Raw genomic sequence first — 16,283 nt, 5'->3', positions numbered from 1 at the left:
GGCCTTTCGGGCCGCCTTCCAGATTTATGAGACGAAATCAGAAATCGTCTTCAACCTGGCCATCCTTGACCTTGAACTCGCGGTTTTGCAGGTAGGCGTTGCGGATAAAGACATACTTGTCGCCGCTCACCATCTTCTCGGCCGACAGCAGGCTGGCGCGGGTATCGACGACGTTCAGGCCGCGAATTGAGTTACGCACCGAAACGTTATCGATATAGCGATACGGGGCCGTGTAGTCATCGACCAGCTTGGCCGGCGCGTCACGCACGGTGCTTGGACCCAACACTGGCAGCATCACATACGGACCGCTGCCTACGCCCCAATAGCCCAGGGTCTGGCCAAAATCTTCATCGCTACGCTGCAAGCCCATTTTGGTGCCCACATCGAAGAAGCCCAGCAAGCCGAAGGTGGTGTTGAAGATCAAGCGAGCCGTGTCGACTCCGGCGGCGGCCGGCTTGGCCTGTAGCACGTTGTTGGCCAGGTTGCCCACGTCACCGATGTTGCGGAACATATTATGGATGCCGTCTTCGAGAAATTGCGGCGTCACATACTGATAACCCTGGGCCAATGGCTTGAGCGCATAGGTATCAAGAGTGTCGTTAAAGGTAAAGATCGGACGGTTGATGCTTTCCCAAGGGTCTTCTTCCGTGGCGGCCTGGGCAGCGAACGGAACCAGCAGGACGCTGGTAGATAAACACAGCTGAGCTAGACGATGGCTCCAGCGCATAAGGGAGAACTCCTTGGATTAATCAGGCAAGGGCGCCGAGCCCAGGCGGTAAGGTGGTTAGTATAAGGCGGAACGCTTGGATAGGCAGCACCGAAAAAAGAAGCGAGCCGTAGGACGTTTCCGCGAGCGGGCGCCTTCATGTCACTGTCACTGGACTGTCACTGATGCACGTTAGGCTGCCGGTTATTTCAAGGACGTTCCCATGCCCCGCGCCGAAACCCTGCCCCTCCCCGCTCCGAGCCTGACCGCCGTACTGTTTGGCCTGAGTGGATGCCTGGTGGATTTCGGGGCACGCATTCGCCAGCCTGGGGCTGCGCCGCTCGAGCACGCGCAGCCGACGCCTGGCGCCGTTGAAAGCTTGCTTCACTTGCAGCACCAGGAAATCCCCTGCGCCTGGCTCGACGAGTTGCCACCCGCCGTCAGTCATACCTTGGCAGCCTCGTTGCCAACGTGGATCAAGCCGCCGCAACTTCCAGCAACAAATTATCCGTGGCCGGCGCCGCATGCCTGCTGGCAGGCCTTGATGGCGCTGAACGTCCAGCAATTGGACGGCTGCGTGTTGGTCAGTGGCGAACCCAGGCTGTTGCAGTCGGGGCTCAACGCCGGTTTGTGGACGATCGGGCTGGCGTCCTGCGGCTCGCTGTGTGGCCTGACGCCAGATGAATGGCAAGCGCTGAGCCAACAGGAGCGAGAAACCAAGCGCGCCAAGGCCACCGTGCAATTGTTCGGCCTCGGGGTGCATTCGGTCATCGATCACCTGGGCGAACTCGACACTTGCCTGGCGGATATCAGCCTGCGTCGACTCAAAGGCGAGAAGCCATGACCGGGATCATGCAGGGTGCGTGAGGGTGGATTACTCTTAAGGCAAGCCATGGACTTTTGACCAGCCGTCGCGGTCCATGGCTGTGCCTATCAATAAAGGGAGTACGCCAATGCCTGCCCGCGAACTGCAAGAACAGCTCAATAACCTGCGCGAGCAATTGGAACAGAATCCACCACTTTCCGAAGTCGAGCGCGAAGACCTGCACGCGCTGATGAAACAGATCGAATTTGAACTTGAGCTGGAAACCAAAACACCGGACAACAACCTGGCCGACAATGTGAACCTGGCTGTCGAACGCTTCGAAGTGGAGCACCCCACCCTTGCCGGGACCTTGCGCAATATCGTGCAAGCCTTGGGCAATATGGGGATCTGAACCCGTCAGATGCGAAAAGCCCCGCTGTCGATAGCGGGGCTTTTTAATGTCGGCAATCTGAAATGCAATCCCTTGCTCGCTCCCACATTAGACACTCATTGGCGGACCAAACGGTGATTTGGCAACTGCACCGTTTCAGTACTGCGATACGGGTTGATGTCCAACCCGCCACGGCGCACATACCGCGCATATACCGTCAACTTCTCCGGCTTTAGCAAGCGTTGCAAGTCGAGAAAGATCCGCTCCACGCACTGCTCATGGAAATCCGAATGCTGGCGGAAACTGACGATATAGGCCAGCAAACTGGCATGGTCCAGGGCCGCACCCCGATATTGCACCGCCACGCTGCCCCAGTCCGGCTGGCTGGTCACCGGGCAGTTGGACTTGAGCAGATGGCTGTGCAGGCTTTCCTCGACAATGCGCGAATCATCGCAGCGCAGCAGTTCCGGGCGTGGGTGCGCGTAAGAGTCGACGCTGATGTCTAAATCGTCGATGCACGTACCCGGCAGCGCCACGATGCCTTCGCTTTCCACATCCTTGAGACTGCGAATTCGCACGCCCACCGGTTTGCCGGCGGCGGTCGACAAGTCCTGGCGCAGGGTCGCTTCCAGGCTCGCGATATCGGCGAACGGGGTCTGGTTCAGGGAATTGAGGTACAGCTTGAAGGATTTGGATTCGATGATGTTCGGCGAATCCGCCGGGATCGCGAATTCACCAATGGCGACCACTGGCTTGCCGGACGGCAACAGCCACGACAGTTCGAAGCAATTCCAGAAATCCACGCCCTTGTACGGCAGGGTCTCGGCCGTAAGGCCCAGCTCCGCCCATTTCGCGGTGCGCGGGATCGGAAACAGCAGTGAAGGCGTGTACGTGGCAATGTATTCGCTGGATTTGCCCAGCGGCGAATGTTCGGCTGCGGGATGCATGGCGGAAACCTGACTGAAGAATCAGTCGATTCTACCAGCCTTTGCCGCAGCCTTTGAGTGCTTACTGACTGACTGTCAGCTCACCCTTCATCCCGGCCTGGTAATGGCCGGGGACATTACAGGCGAATTCCAGGCGCGTGGCCTTGGTGAATGTCCAGGTCAGTTCGGCGGTCTTGCCCGGCTCCACCAGCACACTATTGGGGTCGTCGTGGCGCATGTCGGCCTGGCCGTGTCCCATGGCAGCATGATCCATCCCCGGCTTCATCGCCATCGGCATCAGTTGCCCACTCTGTTGCATCTTGAGCATTTCCTGCTGATGCTCGACGTGCATCGCGGCGTCGCCCAAATTGAATTCGTGGAGCAACTGCCCTTTATTGATCAGCACGAACCGAACCGTCTCCCCGGCCTTGATATCAAGCGCAGCGGGATCGAACGTCATGTCCCCCATTACCACATCGATACTACGACCGGCCTTGGCCGCCGGTGCTGGCTGGCCGAAATCAAAATGGCCCGGCGACGCCCAGGTCGGCGTACTCAGCACCAGTGCAAAAGCGGCCAGGATCAAGCGGTTTCCCATCAACATGTCCATACTCCTATCAGATTCGGCTTGTGGGGAACTCTATCGGTGTGCAGCTGCCAGTCGGCTGACATCTTGATTACAACTTTGTCAGCTTGCGCCACGACCCCGCCCGCCACGGTATAACGCCCACGTTCAAACCATGCCTTGAGCTGCCCATGAAATTGCTGATCGTCGAAGACCAAACCAAGACTGGCCAATACCTGCGCCAGGGCCTGAGCGAAGCCGGGTTCAATGCCGACCTGGTGGCCGACGGCATCACCGGCCAACAACTGGCCCTGAGCGGGGAATATGCGTTACTGATCCTCGACGTCATGTTGCCCGGCCGCGATGGCTGGCAGATTCTGCAAGCCGTACGTGGCGCCGGCCTGGATACACCGGTGCTGTTCCTCACAGCACGGGATGCGGTCCAGGATCGGGTGCATGGCCTGGAGCTGGGTGCCGATGATTACCTGGTCAAACCCTTCGCTTTTTCCGAATTGCTGGCGCGGGTGCGAAGCCTGTTGCGCCGGGGCAGCTCGACGCCCCAGGAAACCAGCCTGCAACTGGCCGACTTGCGCCTGGACCTGATCCGCCGCCGCGTCGAACGCAGCGGTAGGCGCATCGACCTCACCGCCAAGGAGTTCGCCTTGTTGGAAATGCTCCTGCGTCGCCAGGGCGAAGTACTGCCCAAATCCCTGATCGCCTCCCAGGTCTGGGACATGAATTTCGACAGCGATACCAATGTCATCGAAGTCGCGATACGGCGCCTGCGAATCAAGATTGACGATGACTTCCCCAGCAAGCTGATCCACACCGTGCGGGGCATGGGGTATGTCCTTGAAGAGCGCAGCCTGTGAGGGGCCAGTGGTCGCTGAGCAGTCGCCTGGCGCTGCTATTCGCCGCCTGCACCGCCGTGGTGTCGTTGTTTGCCGGGGTGTTGTTCAGCCGCGGCAGCGAAGCTCATTTTGTCGAGCTGGACCAGCAACTGCTGGAAGGCAAGCTGATCGGCCTGCGCCGTGCCCTGCAGGATCTCGACGCCGAACAGACCCAGATCCGCCTGGAGGATGAACTGAGCCGTCAAGCCGACCTGGCCTTGCGCATCAAAGGCAGCGATGGGGCGCGCTGGTATGACAGTTCGATTCGGATTCCGGCGCAATTACCGGAGCGAGCCGGTCTGTCGACCCTCAGCGATGGCGACACCGATTACCGCGTGTTGAACGCACCGCTGTATCCCGACCAGCCCAATTCGCCGCAACTGACGCTGCTGCTGGACATCACCCACCACCAACACTTCCTGCAACGCATGCAGCACCTGATCTGGCTGACCGTCGGCCTCTCGGCCCTGGCCACCGCCCTGCTCGGCGCCTGGGCCGCCCGCCGCGCGCTGCGCCCCCTGCGACGCATGGGCGCCATTGCCGGCAATGTCTCGGCCCGCTCCCTCAACGCCCGACTACCTGAAGAGCAAATGCCCGCAGAGCTGGCGGAATTGGCCCACAGCATCAACGCCATGCTCGGACGTCTCGACGATGCGTTTCAACGACTCTCGGCGTTCTCCGCCGACATCGCCCATGAGCTGCGCACACCGCTGTCGAACCTGCTGACCCACACCCAGGTCACCCTCACCCGCGAGCGTTCGCTAGAGGATTATCGCGAGGCGCTGCACAGCAATCTCGAAGAACTGCAATGGATGGCACAACTGGTCAACGACATGCTGTACCTGGCCAAGGCCGACCATGGCTTGTTGACGCCCAACCGCGAGCCGCTGCAATTGGCCAAGGAAGTGGACGTGCTGCTGGACTTCTTCGCCCCCCTGGCCGAAGACGCCAATGTCCGTTTGAGCCGCGAGGGCGACGGTCGCATCGAGGGTGACCGCAACATGTTGCGTCGGGCGCTCTCCAACCTGCTGGACAACGCCTTGCGCTTCACCCCCATTGGCGGCGAAGTGTGGGTACGAATTGTCGATGAGGCTCACATGGTGAGCGTAAGCGTGGAAAACAGTGGCGAAGGGATTCCGGCAGACTTGTTGCCGCGCCTGTTCAACCGTTTCTACCGCGCCGACCCAGCCCGCCAGGAGGGCAGCAGCGAACACGCCGGGTTGGGGCTGGCCATCACTCGCTCGATCATCCGCGCCCATGGCGGCCAGATTCGCTGTGACTCGGCCGATGGCTGGACGCGTTTCCTGATCGAGTTGCCGAAGGGGGATTAAGGCGACACAAGCCCCTGTGGCGAGGAAGCAAGCTCCCTCGCCACAGGGGCAATCGCCACTTGCCAGAGAGCTTGCAGTGGCTCAGCAAACCCATTGTGTAGTTGCTCAGGAATAACGCAACGCCTGCGCCGGCTCGATCTTCGCCGCACGCCACGCCGGATAGACGGTGGCGAGGAAACTCAGGATGAAGCCAGCGGAACAGATCAGCAGCACATCGCCGCGCTGAAGCTCCGACGGCAGGTTGCTGACGAAGTACACGTCGGAACTGAAGATGTGCTGGCCACTCACTCTCTCCAGCCAGCCCACCAGATCACTGACATTCAATGCCGCAATCACCCCCAGGACGCCGCCGATCAGAGTGCCGACGACACCGATCACCGTGCCTTGAACCATGAAGATTGCCATGATCTGCCGCGGCGTGGCGCCAATGGTACGCAGGATCGCAATATCCGCGCCCTTGTCGTTCACCACCATGATCAGGGTGGCGATGATGTTGAACGCCGCCACCGCGACGATCATCAACAGCAGCAAACCGATCATGGTTTTTTCCATTTTCATGGCACTGAACAGGCTGCCCTGGGTATGGGTCCAGTCATCGGCCTTGAAGTTCGCGCCAAGGCTCGTGGCAATGTCACCGGAAACCTTCGGCGCCGCGTACAGGTCTTTGACCGCCAGGCGCACGCTCTGCACCTGGTTAGGCTGCCAATGCTGCATCTGCGCGGCATCGGCAAGGTGGATCAGGGCCATGGAGCCATCCAGCTCGGCGCCTACCTTGAACACGCCCACGACATTCAGTCGCTGCATCCGCGGGGTGATACCACCCGGCGCGGTGCTGACTTCCGGCACGATCAGGGTGATTTTGTCGCCGACGTTCAGACGAAAGCGTCGAGCAGTGATTTCACCGATCACCACGCCAAATTCGCCCGGTTTCAAGGCATCGAGACGCCCCTGGACGATGTGCTGGGCGACGATGGACACCTTGCCTTCCTGGGCAGGGTCGACACCGCTGATCTGGACCGGCTGCATCGAACCCTTATGACTAAGCATGCCTTCCATCTCGGTGAACGGGACGGCGGCGGTTACTTCGGGGTTTTTCAGCGCTGCGGCGGCCACCGGCTGCCAATCGTCGATCGGATTGACGCCAACGATAGTGGCATGGGGCACCATGCCGAGGATGCGCGAACTCATTTCGCGCTGGAAGCCATTCATCACCGACAGCACCACGATCATCGCCAGCACACCCAGGGCGAGGCCGATCATCGAGGTCATGGAGATGAACGAAACAAAGCGATTGCGGCGCTTGGCGCGGGTATAGCGCGTGCCGATAAAGATCGATAACGGTCTGAACATTCGCGGGGCACCGTATAAAAATAAAAGACCCGGCGCGTGTAGCAAGCGCCGGGTTTCGGTCGGTCAGATGGGCGTCAGGCAACCTTCCTGCAAGTGCAGGACGCGGTCCATCTGCCGGGCCAGGTTCATATCGTGGGTCACCACCAGGAACGCGGTGCGCATCGAGGTGCTGAGTTCCAGCATCAAATCCTGGATGCCTTGGGCGGTGTGGGAGTCGAGGTTGCCGGTCGGCTCGTCGAGCATCACCAAGCCAGGCTTGTTCACCAGGGCCCGGGCAATCGCCACGCGCTGGCGCTCACCACCGGACAGTTCCGCCGGCTTATGCTCCAGGCGATGGCCCAGCCCTACCCGCTCCAGCAACGCCGTGGCGCGCTGACGGGCTTCAGGAATCGCGGTGCGGCCGATCAACAGCGGCATGCAGACGTTTTCCAGTGCAGTGAACTCAGGCAGCAAGTGGTGGAACTGGTACACAAAGCCCAGGGAACGGTTGCGCAGCAGACCGCGGGCCTTCTCATTCAGTGCCGACAGCTCTTCGCCCGCCAGCCAGACACTGCCGGCGGTCGGTGTATCGAGGCCACCCAGCAGGTTGAGCAAGGTACTCTTGCCCGACCCCGAGGTGCCGACAATCGCCACGCGCTCGCCAGGATGCAACTCCAGTTGCAGGCCCGACAACACCACCACCGACTCAGGGCCTTCCTCGTAGGATTTGCCCAGGTTGCGGCAACTCAAGATCGCTTTTTCACTCATGCCCGACTCACTCATAACGTAACGCCTCCGCAGGCTGGGTGCGCGCGGCACGCCAGGCTGGATACAGGGTGGCGAGGAAACTCAGGACCAACGCGGCGCCGCAGACCATCAACACGTCATCGGCCTGCAATTGCGACGGCAGGTAGTCGATGAAATACACGTCGGCGTTGAGAAACTTGTGCCCGATCAGGCCTTCGAGAGCGGCAATCGCAGCGCTGACGTTCAGCGCGGCGAACATCCCGACCAAGGCGCCGACGAACGTACCGATCACACCAATGACCGTGCCCTGGACCATGAAGATCCGCATGATCTGCCCCGGCGTGGCACCGAGGGTGCGCAAGATGGCGATGTCGCCTTTCTTGTCGTTCACCACCATCACCAGCGTGGAGATGATGTTGAACGCCGCGACGGCGACGATCAGCAACAGCAGCAGGCCAATCATGGCTTTTTCCATACGGATCGCCTGGTACAGGTTGCCGTGGGTACGGGTCCAGTCCCGGGCGTAGTAGCGGTCTTCGCCGAGCTGCTGGGCGAGGGTCCAGGCGACGCGCGGTGCCTGGAACAGGTCGTCGAACTTCAACCGCAGGCCTTGGACCTGATCCGGCTTCCAGCGATGCAGCCGCGCCAGGTCCTGGAGGTTGGTGACGCCCAGGTAACCGTCCAGCTCGCCGGCACCGACATGAAAAATGCCGACCACGGTAAAGCGTTTCATGCGCGGAAACATGCCGCCCGGGGTCACGGTGACTTCCGGGGCAACGAAGGTCAGCTTGTCACCGATGGCCACGCCGAGCTTGGCCGCGGCCTTGTCACCGATGACGATGCCGAAGCTGCCTGGCGTCAAGTCATCGAGTTTTCCCTGCTGCATGAAGTTGTCGATGATCGACACCTGCCGCTCGAGCGCAGGATCGATGCCATTGAGCAAGACCTTGGAAACCTTGCCGTTGTTGGTCAGCAGCCCCTGCATCTGGGTGAATGGCGCAACGGCCAGCACCTGCGGGTTCTGCTTGACCTTGGCGGCCAGGCTCGGCCAGTCGCTGATGGCTTCGCCGGATTCGAGGGTCGCGTGGGGCACCATGCCCAGCACGCGGGTGCGCATCTCATGATCGAAGCCGTTCATCACCGAAAGCACGACGATCATCACGACCACGCCAAGGGCCAGTCCGATGATGGAAGTCAGGGAAATGAACGATACAAAATGATTGCGACGTTTTGCACGGGTATAACGCGTGCCGATAAATACGAAGAGAGGTCTGAACATGTCGGGGCTTGTTCGGAGGGAAAAGGAACGTCCTTGTGGCGGGGGTCACAAACCAGCTTTACACTCAGACCACCGCCGCTACCATGGGTTCGCCATGTCGACATTAGATGAAGAAGATCGCCGCGAATACTACCGTATCGAGGACACGATCGCACTGGAAATTCGGCCCCTCTCCATTCCTGAAGCTGCTGGCCAGGAAGTGTTGCAGGATGCTTCTCCACTGTTCAATCTGCTCAGTGAACTGCACCTGAGCGAATTCGAGTCACAGCACCTGCTGCGCCAGATCAGCGAGCGCGAACGCAGCATCGCGGCGTACCTCAAGGCGATGAACAAACGCATCGACCTGCTCAGCCAGGTCATTGCCCTCACGGTGCTCGGTGAAATCGGCAAACCGCAACCGGTGATCATTTCCGAAGGCGGCATCGACTTCCAGTCCCCCACCCCTATCGCTGTGGGCGCGCACCTGTCGATCAAGCTGGTACTGATGCCGCAAGCCCTGGGCTTGCTGCTTCGGGCACGTGTCACCCACTGCGATCCCAAGGGCGACGGCTACGACGTGGGCACCGAGTTCGAGCGCCCGACCGACGCCCAGCGTCAGCTACTGGCCCGCTACATCCTGCAGAAACAGGCGCAAGAACGTCGCCTGGCCCGGGAACAGAACGAATCAGGTATCAATAAGGAAGAACCGTGACCCTCATTTATGGCCACCGCGGCGCCAAGGGCGAAGCACCGGAAAACACCCTGACCGGCTTTCAGGAGTGCCTCAAGCACGGCGTGCGCCGTTGCGAGTTGGACCTGCACCTGTCCATGGACGGCGAGTTGATGGTGATCCACGACCCGACCCTCAAGCGCACCACCGATCGCAGGGGCAAGGTGGTCGAGCACACCGCCGCCGAACTGGTGACCTACGATGCGCGCAAGGGCGGCCCGGGCTGGATCAAGCCGTGCCCGATCCCACGCCTGGAAGAGCTGTTCGAAAAGTGTGATTTCGAGCACTGGCAACTGGAAGTCAAAAGCGCTTCACGTACCCGTGCCGCAGCCACCGTACTGGGGATCCGTGAAATGGCCCAGCGTTTCGGGCTGCTGGACAAAATCACCATCACTTCCAGCTCCAGGGAAGTGCTCAAGGCGGCCCTGGACCTGACGCCGGACATCTCACGCGGTCTGGTGGCCGAATACGCCTGGCTCGACCCGCTGAAGGTGGCCCAGAGCTATGGCTGTGAGATTCTGGCGCTGAACTGGACGCTGTGCACACCCGAACGCCTGGTCAAGGCCCAGCGCCAGGGGCTGCATGTGTCGGTGTGGACCGTCAACGAGCCCGCGCTGATGCGCAGGCTCGCCGACTTTGGCGCTGACAGCCTGATTACAGACTTTCCCGGTTTGGCCACTGCCACGCTCGAGAATTGCTGAAATCGGTCTCCCCGGCCGGCTCAGGCCACCGGCCGGAGCCGCTCAAAAAAGCCGGTTGAGCCCGTCATAGGCCGCTACCCGATAGGCCTCGGCCATGGTCGGGTAGTTGAACGTGGTGTTGACGAAGTACTTCAGCGTGTTCAACTCACCCGGCTGGTTCATGATCGCCTGGCCAATGTGAACGATCTCCGAGGCCTGGTAGCCGAAGCAGTGCACACCCAGCACCTCCAGGGTCTCGCGGTGGAACAGGATCTTCAGCATGCCTTGCGGCTCACCGGCGATCTGTGCCCGCGCCATGCTCTTGAAGAAGGCCTTGCCCACTTCATAAGGCACCTTGGCCTGGGTCAGTTCCTGCTCGTTCTTACCGATCGAGCTGATCTCCGGAATGGTGTAGATACCGGTCGGCACGTCATTGACGAAACGCCAGCTGCCATTATCGACGATGCTGCCGGCGGCCGAACGGCCCTGGTCGTGTGCGGCACTGGCCAAGCTCGGCCAGCCAATCACATCACCGGCGCCGTAGATGTTCGGCACGCAAGTGCGGTAGTTCTCGTCGACTTCGATCTGGCCACGACTGTTGACCTTCACGCCGATGTTTTCCAGGCCCAGGGCGTCAGTGTTGCCCGTGCGACCGTTGCACCAGAGCAAGGCGTCGGCCTTGATCTTCTTGCCGGACTTGAGGTGCAGGATCACGCCGTTGTCCACACCTTCGACGCGGTCGTAGTCTTCGTTGTGGCGAACCGTGATGTTGTTGTTGCTGAAGTGATAACTCAGGGCCTGGGAAATTTCCGAGTCCAGGAAGCTCAGCAACTGGCCGCGGTTATCCACCAGTTCCACCAGCACACCCAAGCCGCTGAAGATCGAGGCGTATTCGCAACCGATCACGCCAGCGCCGTAGACGATGAGTTTGCGCGGGGTGTGGCCCAGGCTCAGGATGGTGTCGCTATCGTAGATACGGGCGTGGTTGAAATCGATGTCAGCCGGGCGATACGGGCGCGAGCCGGTGGCGATGATGATGTGCTTGGCTACCAGTTTCTCGACCACGCCGTTGCCGCAGACCACTTCGACGGTCTGCTCATCGGCAAAGCTGCCGGTGCCAAAGAACACGTCAACGCGATTGCGGGCGTAGTAGCCAGTGCGCGAGGCGACCTGCTTGGAGATCACCTTCTCGGCGCTCTTGAGCACGTCCGGGAAGGAGAACCAGCGCGGCTCGCCGATGGCCCGGAACATCGGGTTGGTGTTGAACTGCATGATCTGCCGGACCGAGTGACGCAAGGCCTTGGACGGGATGGTGCCCAAGTGAGTGCAGTTGCCGCCGACCTGCCGACGGCTGTCGACCATCGCCACCTTGCGCCCAGCCTTGGCGGCGTTCATTGCCGCGCCTTCACCCGCCGGGCCGGAACCCAGTACCACCACGTCGTAGTTGTAGACAGCCATGCGTACTCCTCAGAACAGGCCGTGGCGCCTCACTTGGCACCGACGGCTAAATCATGCCGGCTTGCGGCATGAAGGAACAATTTGGGGCCGGTTCACGAGCCCGGCCACAGTCTATAGAAGCGTCAACGCCGCGCACATTACCCCTTGGTCGCGTCGGAGGCTAGTTTTGCCTGCGCTATTTCGCCACAGGTACGCTTTCGTAACACTGTCATCATTGGCTTTTTCCGTTGCTCATCCGTTCAAACATATCGTTGGTACGGGTGACATACCGATCGCCATCACGCAGCACGAAAAATACCCCGATGCCATGTTCCTGGGCATAGTCCCAACCCCGTTCAGGGCCGAGAATCAGCAACAGCGTCGATAGTCCATCGGCCATCAACGCCGAAGGATGAATCACTGTGACTGACGCCAGGTTGTGTAGGACCGGCGCACCGGTGCGCGCATCGAAGGCGTGGGAATAGCGCACGCCATCCTGCTCGAAATAACGACGGTAATCACCGGACGTCGAAACCCCATAGCCGTTGACCTCGATGACTCGCTCGGCCACTTGCCGGTCGTCCCGTGGTTCCTCCAGGGCAATGCGCCAGGCCGAACCATCGGGTTTGCGCCCGACAGCCTTGAGCTCGCCAGTGGCTTCGGCCAGGTAGCTGTCGATGCCCAAGCCCTGGAGCCTGGTGGCGATGCGGTCGACGGCATAGCCTGCGGCGATACTGTTGAAGTCGACCTCCACTGCGGCGTCCTTGCACAACCGGTCGCCGTCGATGCGCAAATGACTGTGCCCGACGCGCTCGCGCGCCAGGGACAGGGATTCTGCGGTCGGTACTTTCTCTTCTCGGGACTGGGGACCGAAGCCCCACAGGTTCAATAGCGGCTCCACCGTCAGATCGAAGGAGCCGCCGCTTTGTGAGGACAACTGTTCACCCACACGGACCAATTCCAGAACAGGGCCAGGCATGATCTGGCAGCTATTGGCCGGCAACGCATTGAAACGCTCAATGTCCGAATCGCTGCGATAGGTCGAGAATTGCCGATCCACGTCGGCGAGGATGCTTTCCACCTCGATCTGTACCGCTTTCGGTCCAGGTGTAGCGGAATGCCTGACGTACTGAATCGAATAGTGACTGCCCATGGTCGGACCGTCGAAGCGCTCCAGGGTGCCGTCGTTGCCACATCCGGACAACACACTGACCAGCACCACAAGCGCAATCCATCGTCCAGTTAACAAATCTTCATCTCCCCTCAAAACCGCGCCAGCCATTATGGGCTTCAGCGCCAGTCAGTCCAGACACAAAAAACTGTGGGAGCGAGCCTGCTCACGATGGCGGCGCGTCAGCCAATCGCTATGCCGATTGATCCGACGTTATCGCGAACAGGCTCGCTCCCACAGAAAGTGCAGCGCTTTCATACAAGATTGTCAGAGTGAGTACCTACCTATGCCTTCCACCACGAGCAACGGCAAGGCGATCTTTCGCGTTGTCAGCGGCAACTTCCTGGAGATGTTCGACTTCATGGTCTATGGCTTCTACGCCACGGCCATCGCCAAGACGTTCTTCCCCACCGACAGTGCTTTCGCCTCGCTGATGTTGTCCCTGGCCACGTTCGGTGCCGGGTTCCTGATGCGCCCCCTGGGGGCGATTTTCCTCGGTGCCTACATCGACCGTCACGGTCGCCGCAAAGGCTTGATCATTACCCTGGCGCTGATGGCCATGGGCACCATACTGATCGCCTGCGTGCCGGGCTACGCCAGCCTGGGCGTGGCCGCACCACTGCTGGTGCTGCTGGGTCGGCTGCTGCAAGGCTTCTCCGCCGGTGTGGAGCTGGGCGGTGTTTCGGTGTACCTGGCGGAAATTTCCACGCCGGGACGCAAGGGTTTCTTTGTCAGTTGGCAATCGGCCAGCCAACAGGCCGCCGTGGTATTTGCCGGCCTGCTGGGGGTGGGCCTCAATCACTGGCTGAGTCCTCAGGAGATGGGCGACTGGGGCTGGCGCGTACCGTTCCTGGTGGGTTGCATGATCGTGCCGGCGATATTCGTGATCCGTCGTTCATTGGAGGAAACACCTGAATTCCAGGCAAGAAAACATCGCCCTACCCTGTCGGAAATTGTCCGCTCCATCGGTCAGAACTTTGGCATCGTCTTGGCTGGCATGGCGCTGGTGGTGATGACCACGGTGTCGTTCTACCTGATCACCGCATACACGCCGACCTTCGGCAAGGCCGAGTTGAACCTGTCGGACCTGGACGCGTTGCTGGTCACAGTGTGCATCGGCTTGTCGAACTTTTTCTGGCTGCCGGTGATGGGGGCATTTTCCGACAAAATCGGACGCAAGCCCTTACTCCTCGGCGCAACTATCCTGGCAATCCTCACCGCGTATCCGGCACTGTCCTGGCTGGTGATGAACCCCAGCTTCAGCCATCTGCTGATCGTCGAACTGTGGCTATCGTTCCTGTATGGATCGTACAACGGTGCCATGGTGGTGGCCTTGACGGAAATCATGCCGGTCGAGGTGCGCACCACCGGCTTCTCCCTGGCCTACAGCCTGGCGACGGCGACCTTTGGTGGATTTACCCCGGCGGCCTGCACTTACCTGATTCATGTATTGGATAACAAGGCAGCGCCGGGGATCTGGCTCAGTGGCGCAGCGGTGCTGGGGTTGATTGCGACCTTGGTGCTGTTCAAGGGTAATCGGCATGCGCTGCGCACAGCACAGGCCTCGGTGGTCGGCGGCGCTTGAGAGATCGCTATCGCGAGCAAGCTCGCTCCCACAGTTGACCGCGCATACCCTGAGGGAGCGAGCTTGCTCGCGATGAGGCCCGCCCAGTCACCACAAAACCCAGACAAAAAAACGCCCCGACAAGTCGGGGCGTTTTTCATTTGCAGCTAAAGCTTAGCGTGGGAATGCTGGCGGGTTTACACCGGCCATGTCTTCCATCACGCGAACCACCTGGCAGCTGTAACCGAATTCGTTGTCGTACCAGACGTACAACACAACGCGGTTATCGTTGCAGATGGTGGCTTCAGCATCGACCACACCGGCGTGACGCGAGCCCACGAAGTCAGTGGAAACCACTTCCTGCGAGTTAACGAAGTCGATCTGCTTGTGCAGGTCGGAGTGCAGCGCCATGTAGCGCAGGTACTCGTTCATCTCTTCGCGGGTGGTGGCTTTCTCAAGGTTCAGGTTGAGGATAGCCATCGACACGTTTGGCGTCGGCACACGGATCGCGTTACCGGTCAGCTTGCCCGCCAGCTCAGGTAGGGCCTTGGCAGCGGCGGTGGCGGCACCGGTCTCGGTGATCACCATGTTCAGCGCGGCGCTGCGGCCACGGCGGTCGCCCTTGTGGAAGTTGTCGATCAGGTTCTGGTCGTTGGTGTACGAGTGAACCGTTTCAACGTGACCGTTGACGATGCCGAACTTGTCGTTCACAGCCTTGAGCACCGGCACGATGGCGTTGGTGGTGCAGGAAGCGGCGGAGACAATCTTGTCGTCAGCGGTGATTTCGCCGTGGTTGATACCGTGAACGATGTTCTTCAGCTTGCCCTTGCCAGGCGCGGTCAGGACAACGCGGTCGATACCCGGGCAGGACAGGTGCTGGCCCAGGCCTTCGGCATCACGCCATACGCCAGTGTTGTCCACCAGCAGGGCGTCCTTGATACCGTACTGGGTGTAATCCACCTCGGTCGGGTTCTTCGCGTAGATCACCTGGATCAGGTTGCCGTTGGCGAGGATGGTGTTGTTTTCTTCGTCGATGATGATGGTGCCGTTGAACGAGCCGTGGACCGAATCGCGGCGCAGCAGGCTGGCGCGTTTGACCAGGTCATTCTCGGCGCCTTTGCGCACCACGATGGCGCGCAGGCGCAGGCCGTCGCCACCACCGGTTTTCTCGATCAGGATGCGCGCCAGCAGACGACCGATACGACCGAAGCCGTACAGCACGACGTCAGTGCCTTTACGGGCCGAAACGTTCTGCTGACCGACCACATCGGCGAGTTCTTCGCGAACGAACTGCTCGGCCGTGCGGCCATTACCCTGGGCCTTGTACTTGACGGCCAGCTTGCCCAGATCCACCGAAGCGGCACCGAGCTTGAGCTCGCTCATCGCCTTGAGCAGGGGGAAAGTTTCGTGGACGGACAATTCGCTGTCGTCGGACTGACGGTGGCGGGCAAAGCGATGTGCTTTGAGAATCGCGATGACAGACTGGTTGATCAGGCTGCGGCCATAGATCGAGCTCACCACGTTGTTATTGCGGTAGAGCTGACCGATGAGAGGGATCATCGCTTCTGCGAGTGCTTCACGATCGATCCATTCACCAAGACACTGGTCGGGCTTCTGAGTCACGGGAACCTTCCACATGTAGGGACTGAAAAAAGGGGCTACATTATGCCGCCGAGTCCACTGCGGAGCAATGCGCGCCTGTCGCACCGTGGTTTTCCTGTCTGTCACGGTAGTCTGCGACTGACAGCCGCCC

16 protein-coding genes are annotated in these 16,283 nt (G+C 60.4%); 7 read left to right on the top strand and 9 right to left on the bottom strand.

Annotation, left to right across the window (positions count from 1 at the left end; translation table 11 throughout):
• Window positions 1–37: 37 nt before the first annotated feature.
• The gene (locus tag SGN16_RS09580) at window positions 38–727 is read right to left on the bottom strand and encodes a VacJ family lipoprotein (protein WP_210643694.1); all 690 of its coding nucleotides are present in this window, start codon (window positions 725–727) and stop codon (window positions 38–40) included.
• Window positions 728–929: 202 nt separating this feature from the next.
• Between SGN16_RS09580 and SGN16_RS09575 the strand changes: the two genes are divergently transcribed.
• Window positions 930–1,550, top strand: a complete 621-nt coding sequence (locus SGN16_RS09575; protein WP_210643693.1) for an HAD family phosphatase — start codon at window positions 930–932, stop codon at window positions 1,548–1,550.
• Between the two features lie 109 nt (window positions 1,551–1,659).
• On the top strand, window positions 1,660–1,923 hold the full coding sequence (locus SGN16_RS09570) for a DUF4404 family protein (RefSeq protein WP_210643692.1): 264 nt from the start codon (window positions 1,660–1,662) through the stop codon (window positions 1,921–1,923).
• A 95-nt stretch (window positions 1,924–2,018) separates the two neighbouring features.
• Here SGN16_RS09570 and queF read toward each other — a convergent pair whose 3' ends face one another.
• Both queF and SGN16_RS09560 read right to left on the bottom strand, forming a co-directional pair.
• The gene (queF, locus tag SGN16_RS09565; protein ID WP_210643691.1) at window positions 2,019–2,849 is read right to left on the bottom strand and encodes an NADPH-dependent 7-cyano-7-deazaguanine reductase QueF; all 831 of its coding nucleotides are present in this window, start codon (window positions 2,847–2,849) and stop codon (window positions 2,019–2,021) included.
• A 61-nt stretch (window positions 2,850–2,910) separates the two neighbouring features.
• The gene (locus SGN16_RS09560) at window positions 2,911–3,432 is read right to left on the bottom strand and encodes a cupredoxin family protein (RefSeq protein WP_210643690.1); all 522 of its coding nucleotides are present in this window, start codon (window positions 3,430–3,432) and stop codon (window positions 2,911–2,913) included.
• A gap of 152 nt (window positions 3,433–3,584) precedes the next feature.
• On the opposite strand from SGN16_RS09560, the gene SGN16_RS09555 reads away from it, so the two are divergent.
• Window positions 3,585–4,265 carry a heavy metal response regulator transcription factor gene (locus tag SGN16_RS09555; RefSeq protein WP_025212766.1) on the top strand — a complete coding sequence of 227 codons (681 nt, stop codon included), beginning with the start codon at window positions 3,585–3,587 and terminating at the stop codon, window positions 4,263–4,265.
• Window positions 4,262–5,614 carry a heavy metal sensor histidine kinase gene (locus SGN16_RS09550; protein ID WP_335944861.1) on the top strand — a complete coding sequence of 451 codons (1,353 nt, stop codon included), beginning with the start codon at window positions 4,262–4,264 and terminating at the stop codon, window positions 5,612–5,614. Before SGN16_RS09555 ends, SGN16_RS09550 begins: the two co-directional genes overlap by 4 nt.
• Before the next feature lie 105 nt (window positions 5,615–5,719).
• Here the strand turns inward: SGN16_RS09550 and SGN16_RS09545 are convergent, their stop codons facing one another.
• The 3 genes from SGN16_RS09545 to SGN16_RS09535 all read right to left on the bottom strand — a co-directional run bounded on the left by SGN16_RS09545 (window position 5,720) and on the right by SGN16_RS09535 (window position 8,969).
• On the bottom strand, window positions 5,720–6,964 hold the full coding sequence (locus SGN16_RS09545) for a lipoprotein-releasing ABC transporter permease subunit (RefSeq protein WP_335944862.1): 1,245 nt from the start codon (window positions 6,962–6,964) through the stop codon (window positions 5,720–5,722).
• 63 nt (window positions 6,965–7,027) lie between these two features.
• Window positions 7,028–7,711 carry a lipoprotein-releasing ABC transporter ATP-binding protein LolD gene (gene lolD / locus SGN16_RS09540; RefSeq protein WP_162843734.1) on the bottom strand — a complete coding sequence of 228 codons (684 nt, stop codon included), beginning with the start codon at window positions 7,709–7,711 and terminating at the stop codon, window positions 7,028–7,030.
• Between the two features lie 7 nt (window positions 7,712–7,718).
• Window positions 7,719–8,969 (bottom strand): lipoprotein-releasing ABC transporter permease subunit, encoded by a 1,251-nt coding sequence (locus SGN16_RS09535; protein WP_210643687.1) that lies wholly within the window; start codon window positions 8,967–8,969, stop codon window positions 7,719–7,721.
• A 94-nt stretch (window positions 8,970–9,063) separates the two neighbouring features.
• On the opposite strand from SGN16_RS09535, the gene SGN16_RS09530 reads away from it, so the two are divergent.
• The gene (locus SGN16_RS09530; RefSeq protein ID WP_335944863.1) at window positions 9,064–9,660 is read left to right on the top strand and encodes a PilZ domain-containing protein; all 597 of its coding nucleotides are present in this window, start codon (window positions 9,064–9,066) and stop codon (window positions 9,658–9,660) included.
• Window positions 9,657–10,379, top strand: a complete 723-nt coding sequence (locus tag SGN16_RS09525; protein WP_018604880.1) for a glycerophosphodiester phosphodiesterase family protein — start codon at window positions 9,657–9,659, stop codon at window positions 10,377–10,379. The genes SGN16_RS09530 and SGN16_RS09525 overlap by 4 nt, the downstream gene beginning before the upstream one ends.
• Window positions 10,380–10,421: 42 nt before the next feature.
• Here the strand turns inward: SGN16_RS09525 and sthA are convergent, their stop codons facing one another.
• Both sthA and SGN16_RS09515 read right to left on the bottom strand, forming a co-directional pair.
• Complete coding sequence (gene sthA, locus SGN16_RS09520; protein WP_041020652.1) at window positions 10,422–11,816, bottom strand: Si-specific NAD(P)(+) transhydrogenase; 1,395 nt, start codon at window positions 11,814–11,816, stop codon at window positions 10,422–10,424.
• A gap of 211 nt (window positions 11,817–12,027) precedes the next feature.
• Window positions 12,028–13,017 (bottom strand): FAD:protein FMN transferase, encoded by a 990-nt coding sequence (locus SGN16_RS09515; RefSeq protein ID WP_335944864.1) that lies wholly within the window; start codon window positions 13,015–13,017, stop codon window positions 12,028–12,030.
• 235 nt (window positions 13,018–13,252) lie between these two features.
• On the opposite strand from SGN16_RS09515, the gene SGN16_RS09510 reads away from it, so the two are divergent.
• Window positions 13,253–14,551: an MFS transporter gene (locus SGN16_RS09510; RefSeq protein ID WP_210643683.1), complete on the top strand. Its 1,299-nt coding sequence runs from the start codon at window positions 13,253–13,255 to the stop codon at window positions 14,549–14,551.
• Window positions 14,552–14,704: 153 nt separating this feature from the next.
• Here SGN16_RS09510 and SGN16_RS09505 read toward each other — a convergent pair whose 3' ends face one another.
• Window positions 14,705–16,168 carry a glyceraldehyde-3-phosphate dehydrogenase gene (locus SGN16_RS09505; protein WP_210643682.1) on the bottom strand — a complete coding sequence of 488 codons (1,464 nt, stop codon included), beginning with the start codon at window positions 16,166–16,168 and terminating at the stop codon, window positions 14,705–14,707.
• Window positions 16,169–16,283: the final 115 nt, after the last annotated feature.

The organism is Pseudomonas sp. G166, from assembly GCF_037027455.2.
Classification (GTDB): Bacteria; Pseudomonadota; Gammaproteobacteria; order Pseudomonadales; family Pseudomonadaceae; genus Aquipseudomonas.
This window is presented reverse-complemented; position numbering and strand designations above follow the sequence as displayed.

Excerpts from the sequence above, each read along its gene's own strand:
- lolD (WP_162843734.1), bottom strand. The coding sequence starts at position 7,711 with ATGAGTGAAAAAGCGATCTTGAGTTGCCGCAACCTGGGCAAATCCTAC.
- SGN16_RS09530 (WP_335944863.1), top strand. The coding sequence starts at position 9,064 with ATGTCGACATTAGATGAAGAAGATCGCCGCGAATACTACCGTATCGAG.
- SGN16_RS09575 (WP_210643693.1), top strand. The coding sequence starts at position 930 with ATGCCCCGCGCCGAAACCCTGCCCCTCCCCGCTCCGAGCCTGACCGCC.
- sthA (WP_041020652.1), bottom strand. The coding sequence starts at position 11,816 with ATGGCTGTCTACAACTACGACGTGGTGGTACTGGGTTCCGGCCCGGCG.
- queF (WP_210643691.1), bottom strand. The coding sequence starts at position 2,849 with ATGCATCCCGCAGCCGAACATTCGCCGCTGGGCAAATCCAGCGAATAC.
- SGN16_RS09545 (WP_335944862.1), bottom strand. The coding sequence starts at position 6,964 with ATGTTCAGACCGTTATCGATCTTTATCGGCACGCGCTATACCCGCGCC.
- SGN16_RS09570 (WP_210643692.1), top strand. The coding sequence starts at position 1,660 with ATGCCTGCCCGCGAACTGCAAGAACAGCTCAATAACCTGCGCGAGCAA.
- SGN16_RS09505 (WP_210643682.1), bottom strand. The coding sequence starts at position 16,168 with ATGTGGAAGGTTCCCGTGACTCAGAAGCCCGACCAGTGTCTTGGTGAA.
- SGN16_RS09580 (WP_210643694.1), bottom strand. The coding sequence starts at position 727 with ATGCGCTGGAGCCATCGTCTAGCTCAGCTGTGTTTATCTACCAGCGTC.
- SGN16_RS09510 (WP_210643683.1), top strand. The coding sequence starts at position 13,253 with ATGCCTTCCACCACGAGCAACGGCAAGGCGATCTTTCGCGTTGTCAGC.
- SGN16_RS09560 (WP_210643690.1), bottom strand. The coding sequence starts at position 3,432 with ATGTTGATGGGAAACCGCTTGATCCTGGCCGCTTTTGCACTGGTGCTG.
- SGN16_RS09535 (WP_210643687.1), bottom strand. The coding sequence starts at position 8,969 with ATGTTCAGACCTCTCTTCGTATTTATCGGCACGCGTTATACCCGTGCA.
- SGN16_RS09555 (WP_025212766.1), top strand. The coding sequence starts at position 3,585 with ATGAAATTGCTGATCGTCGAAGACCAAACCAAGACTGGCCAATACCTG.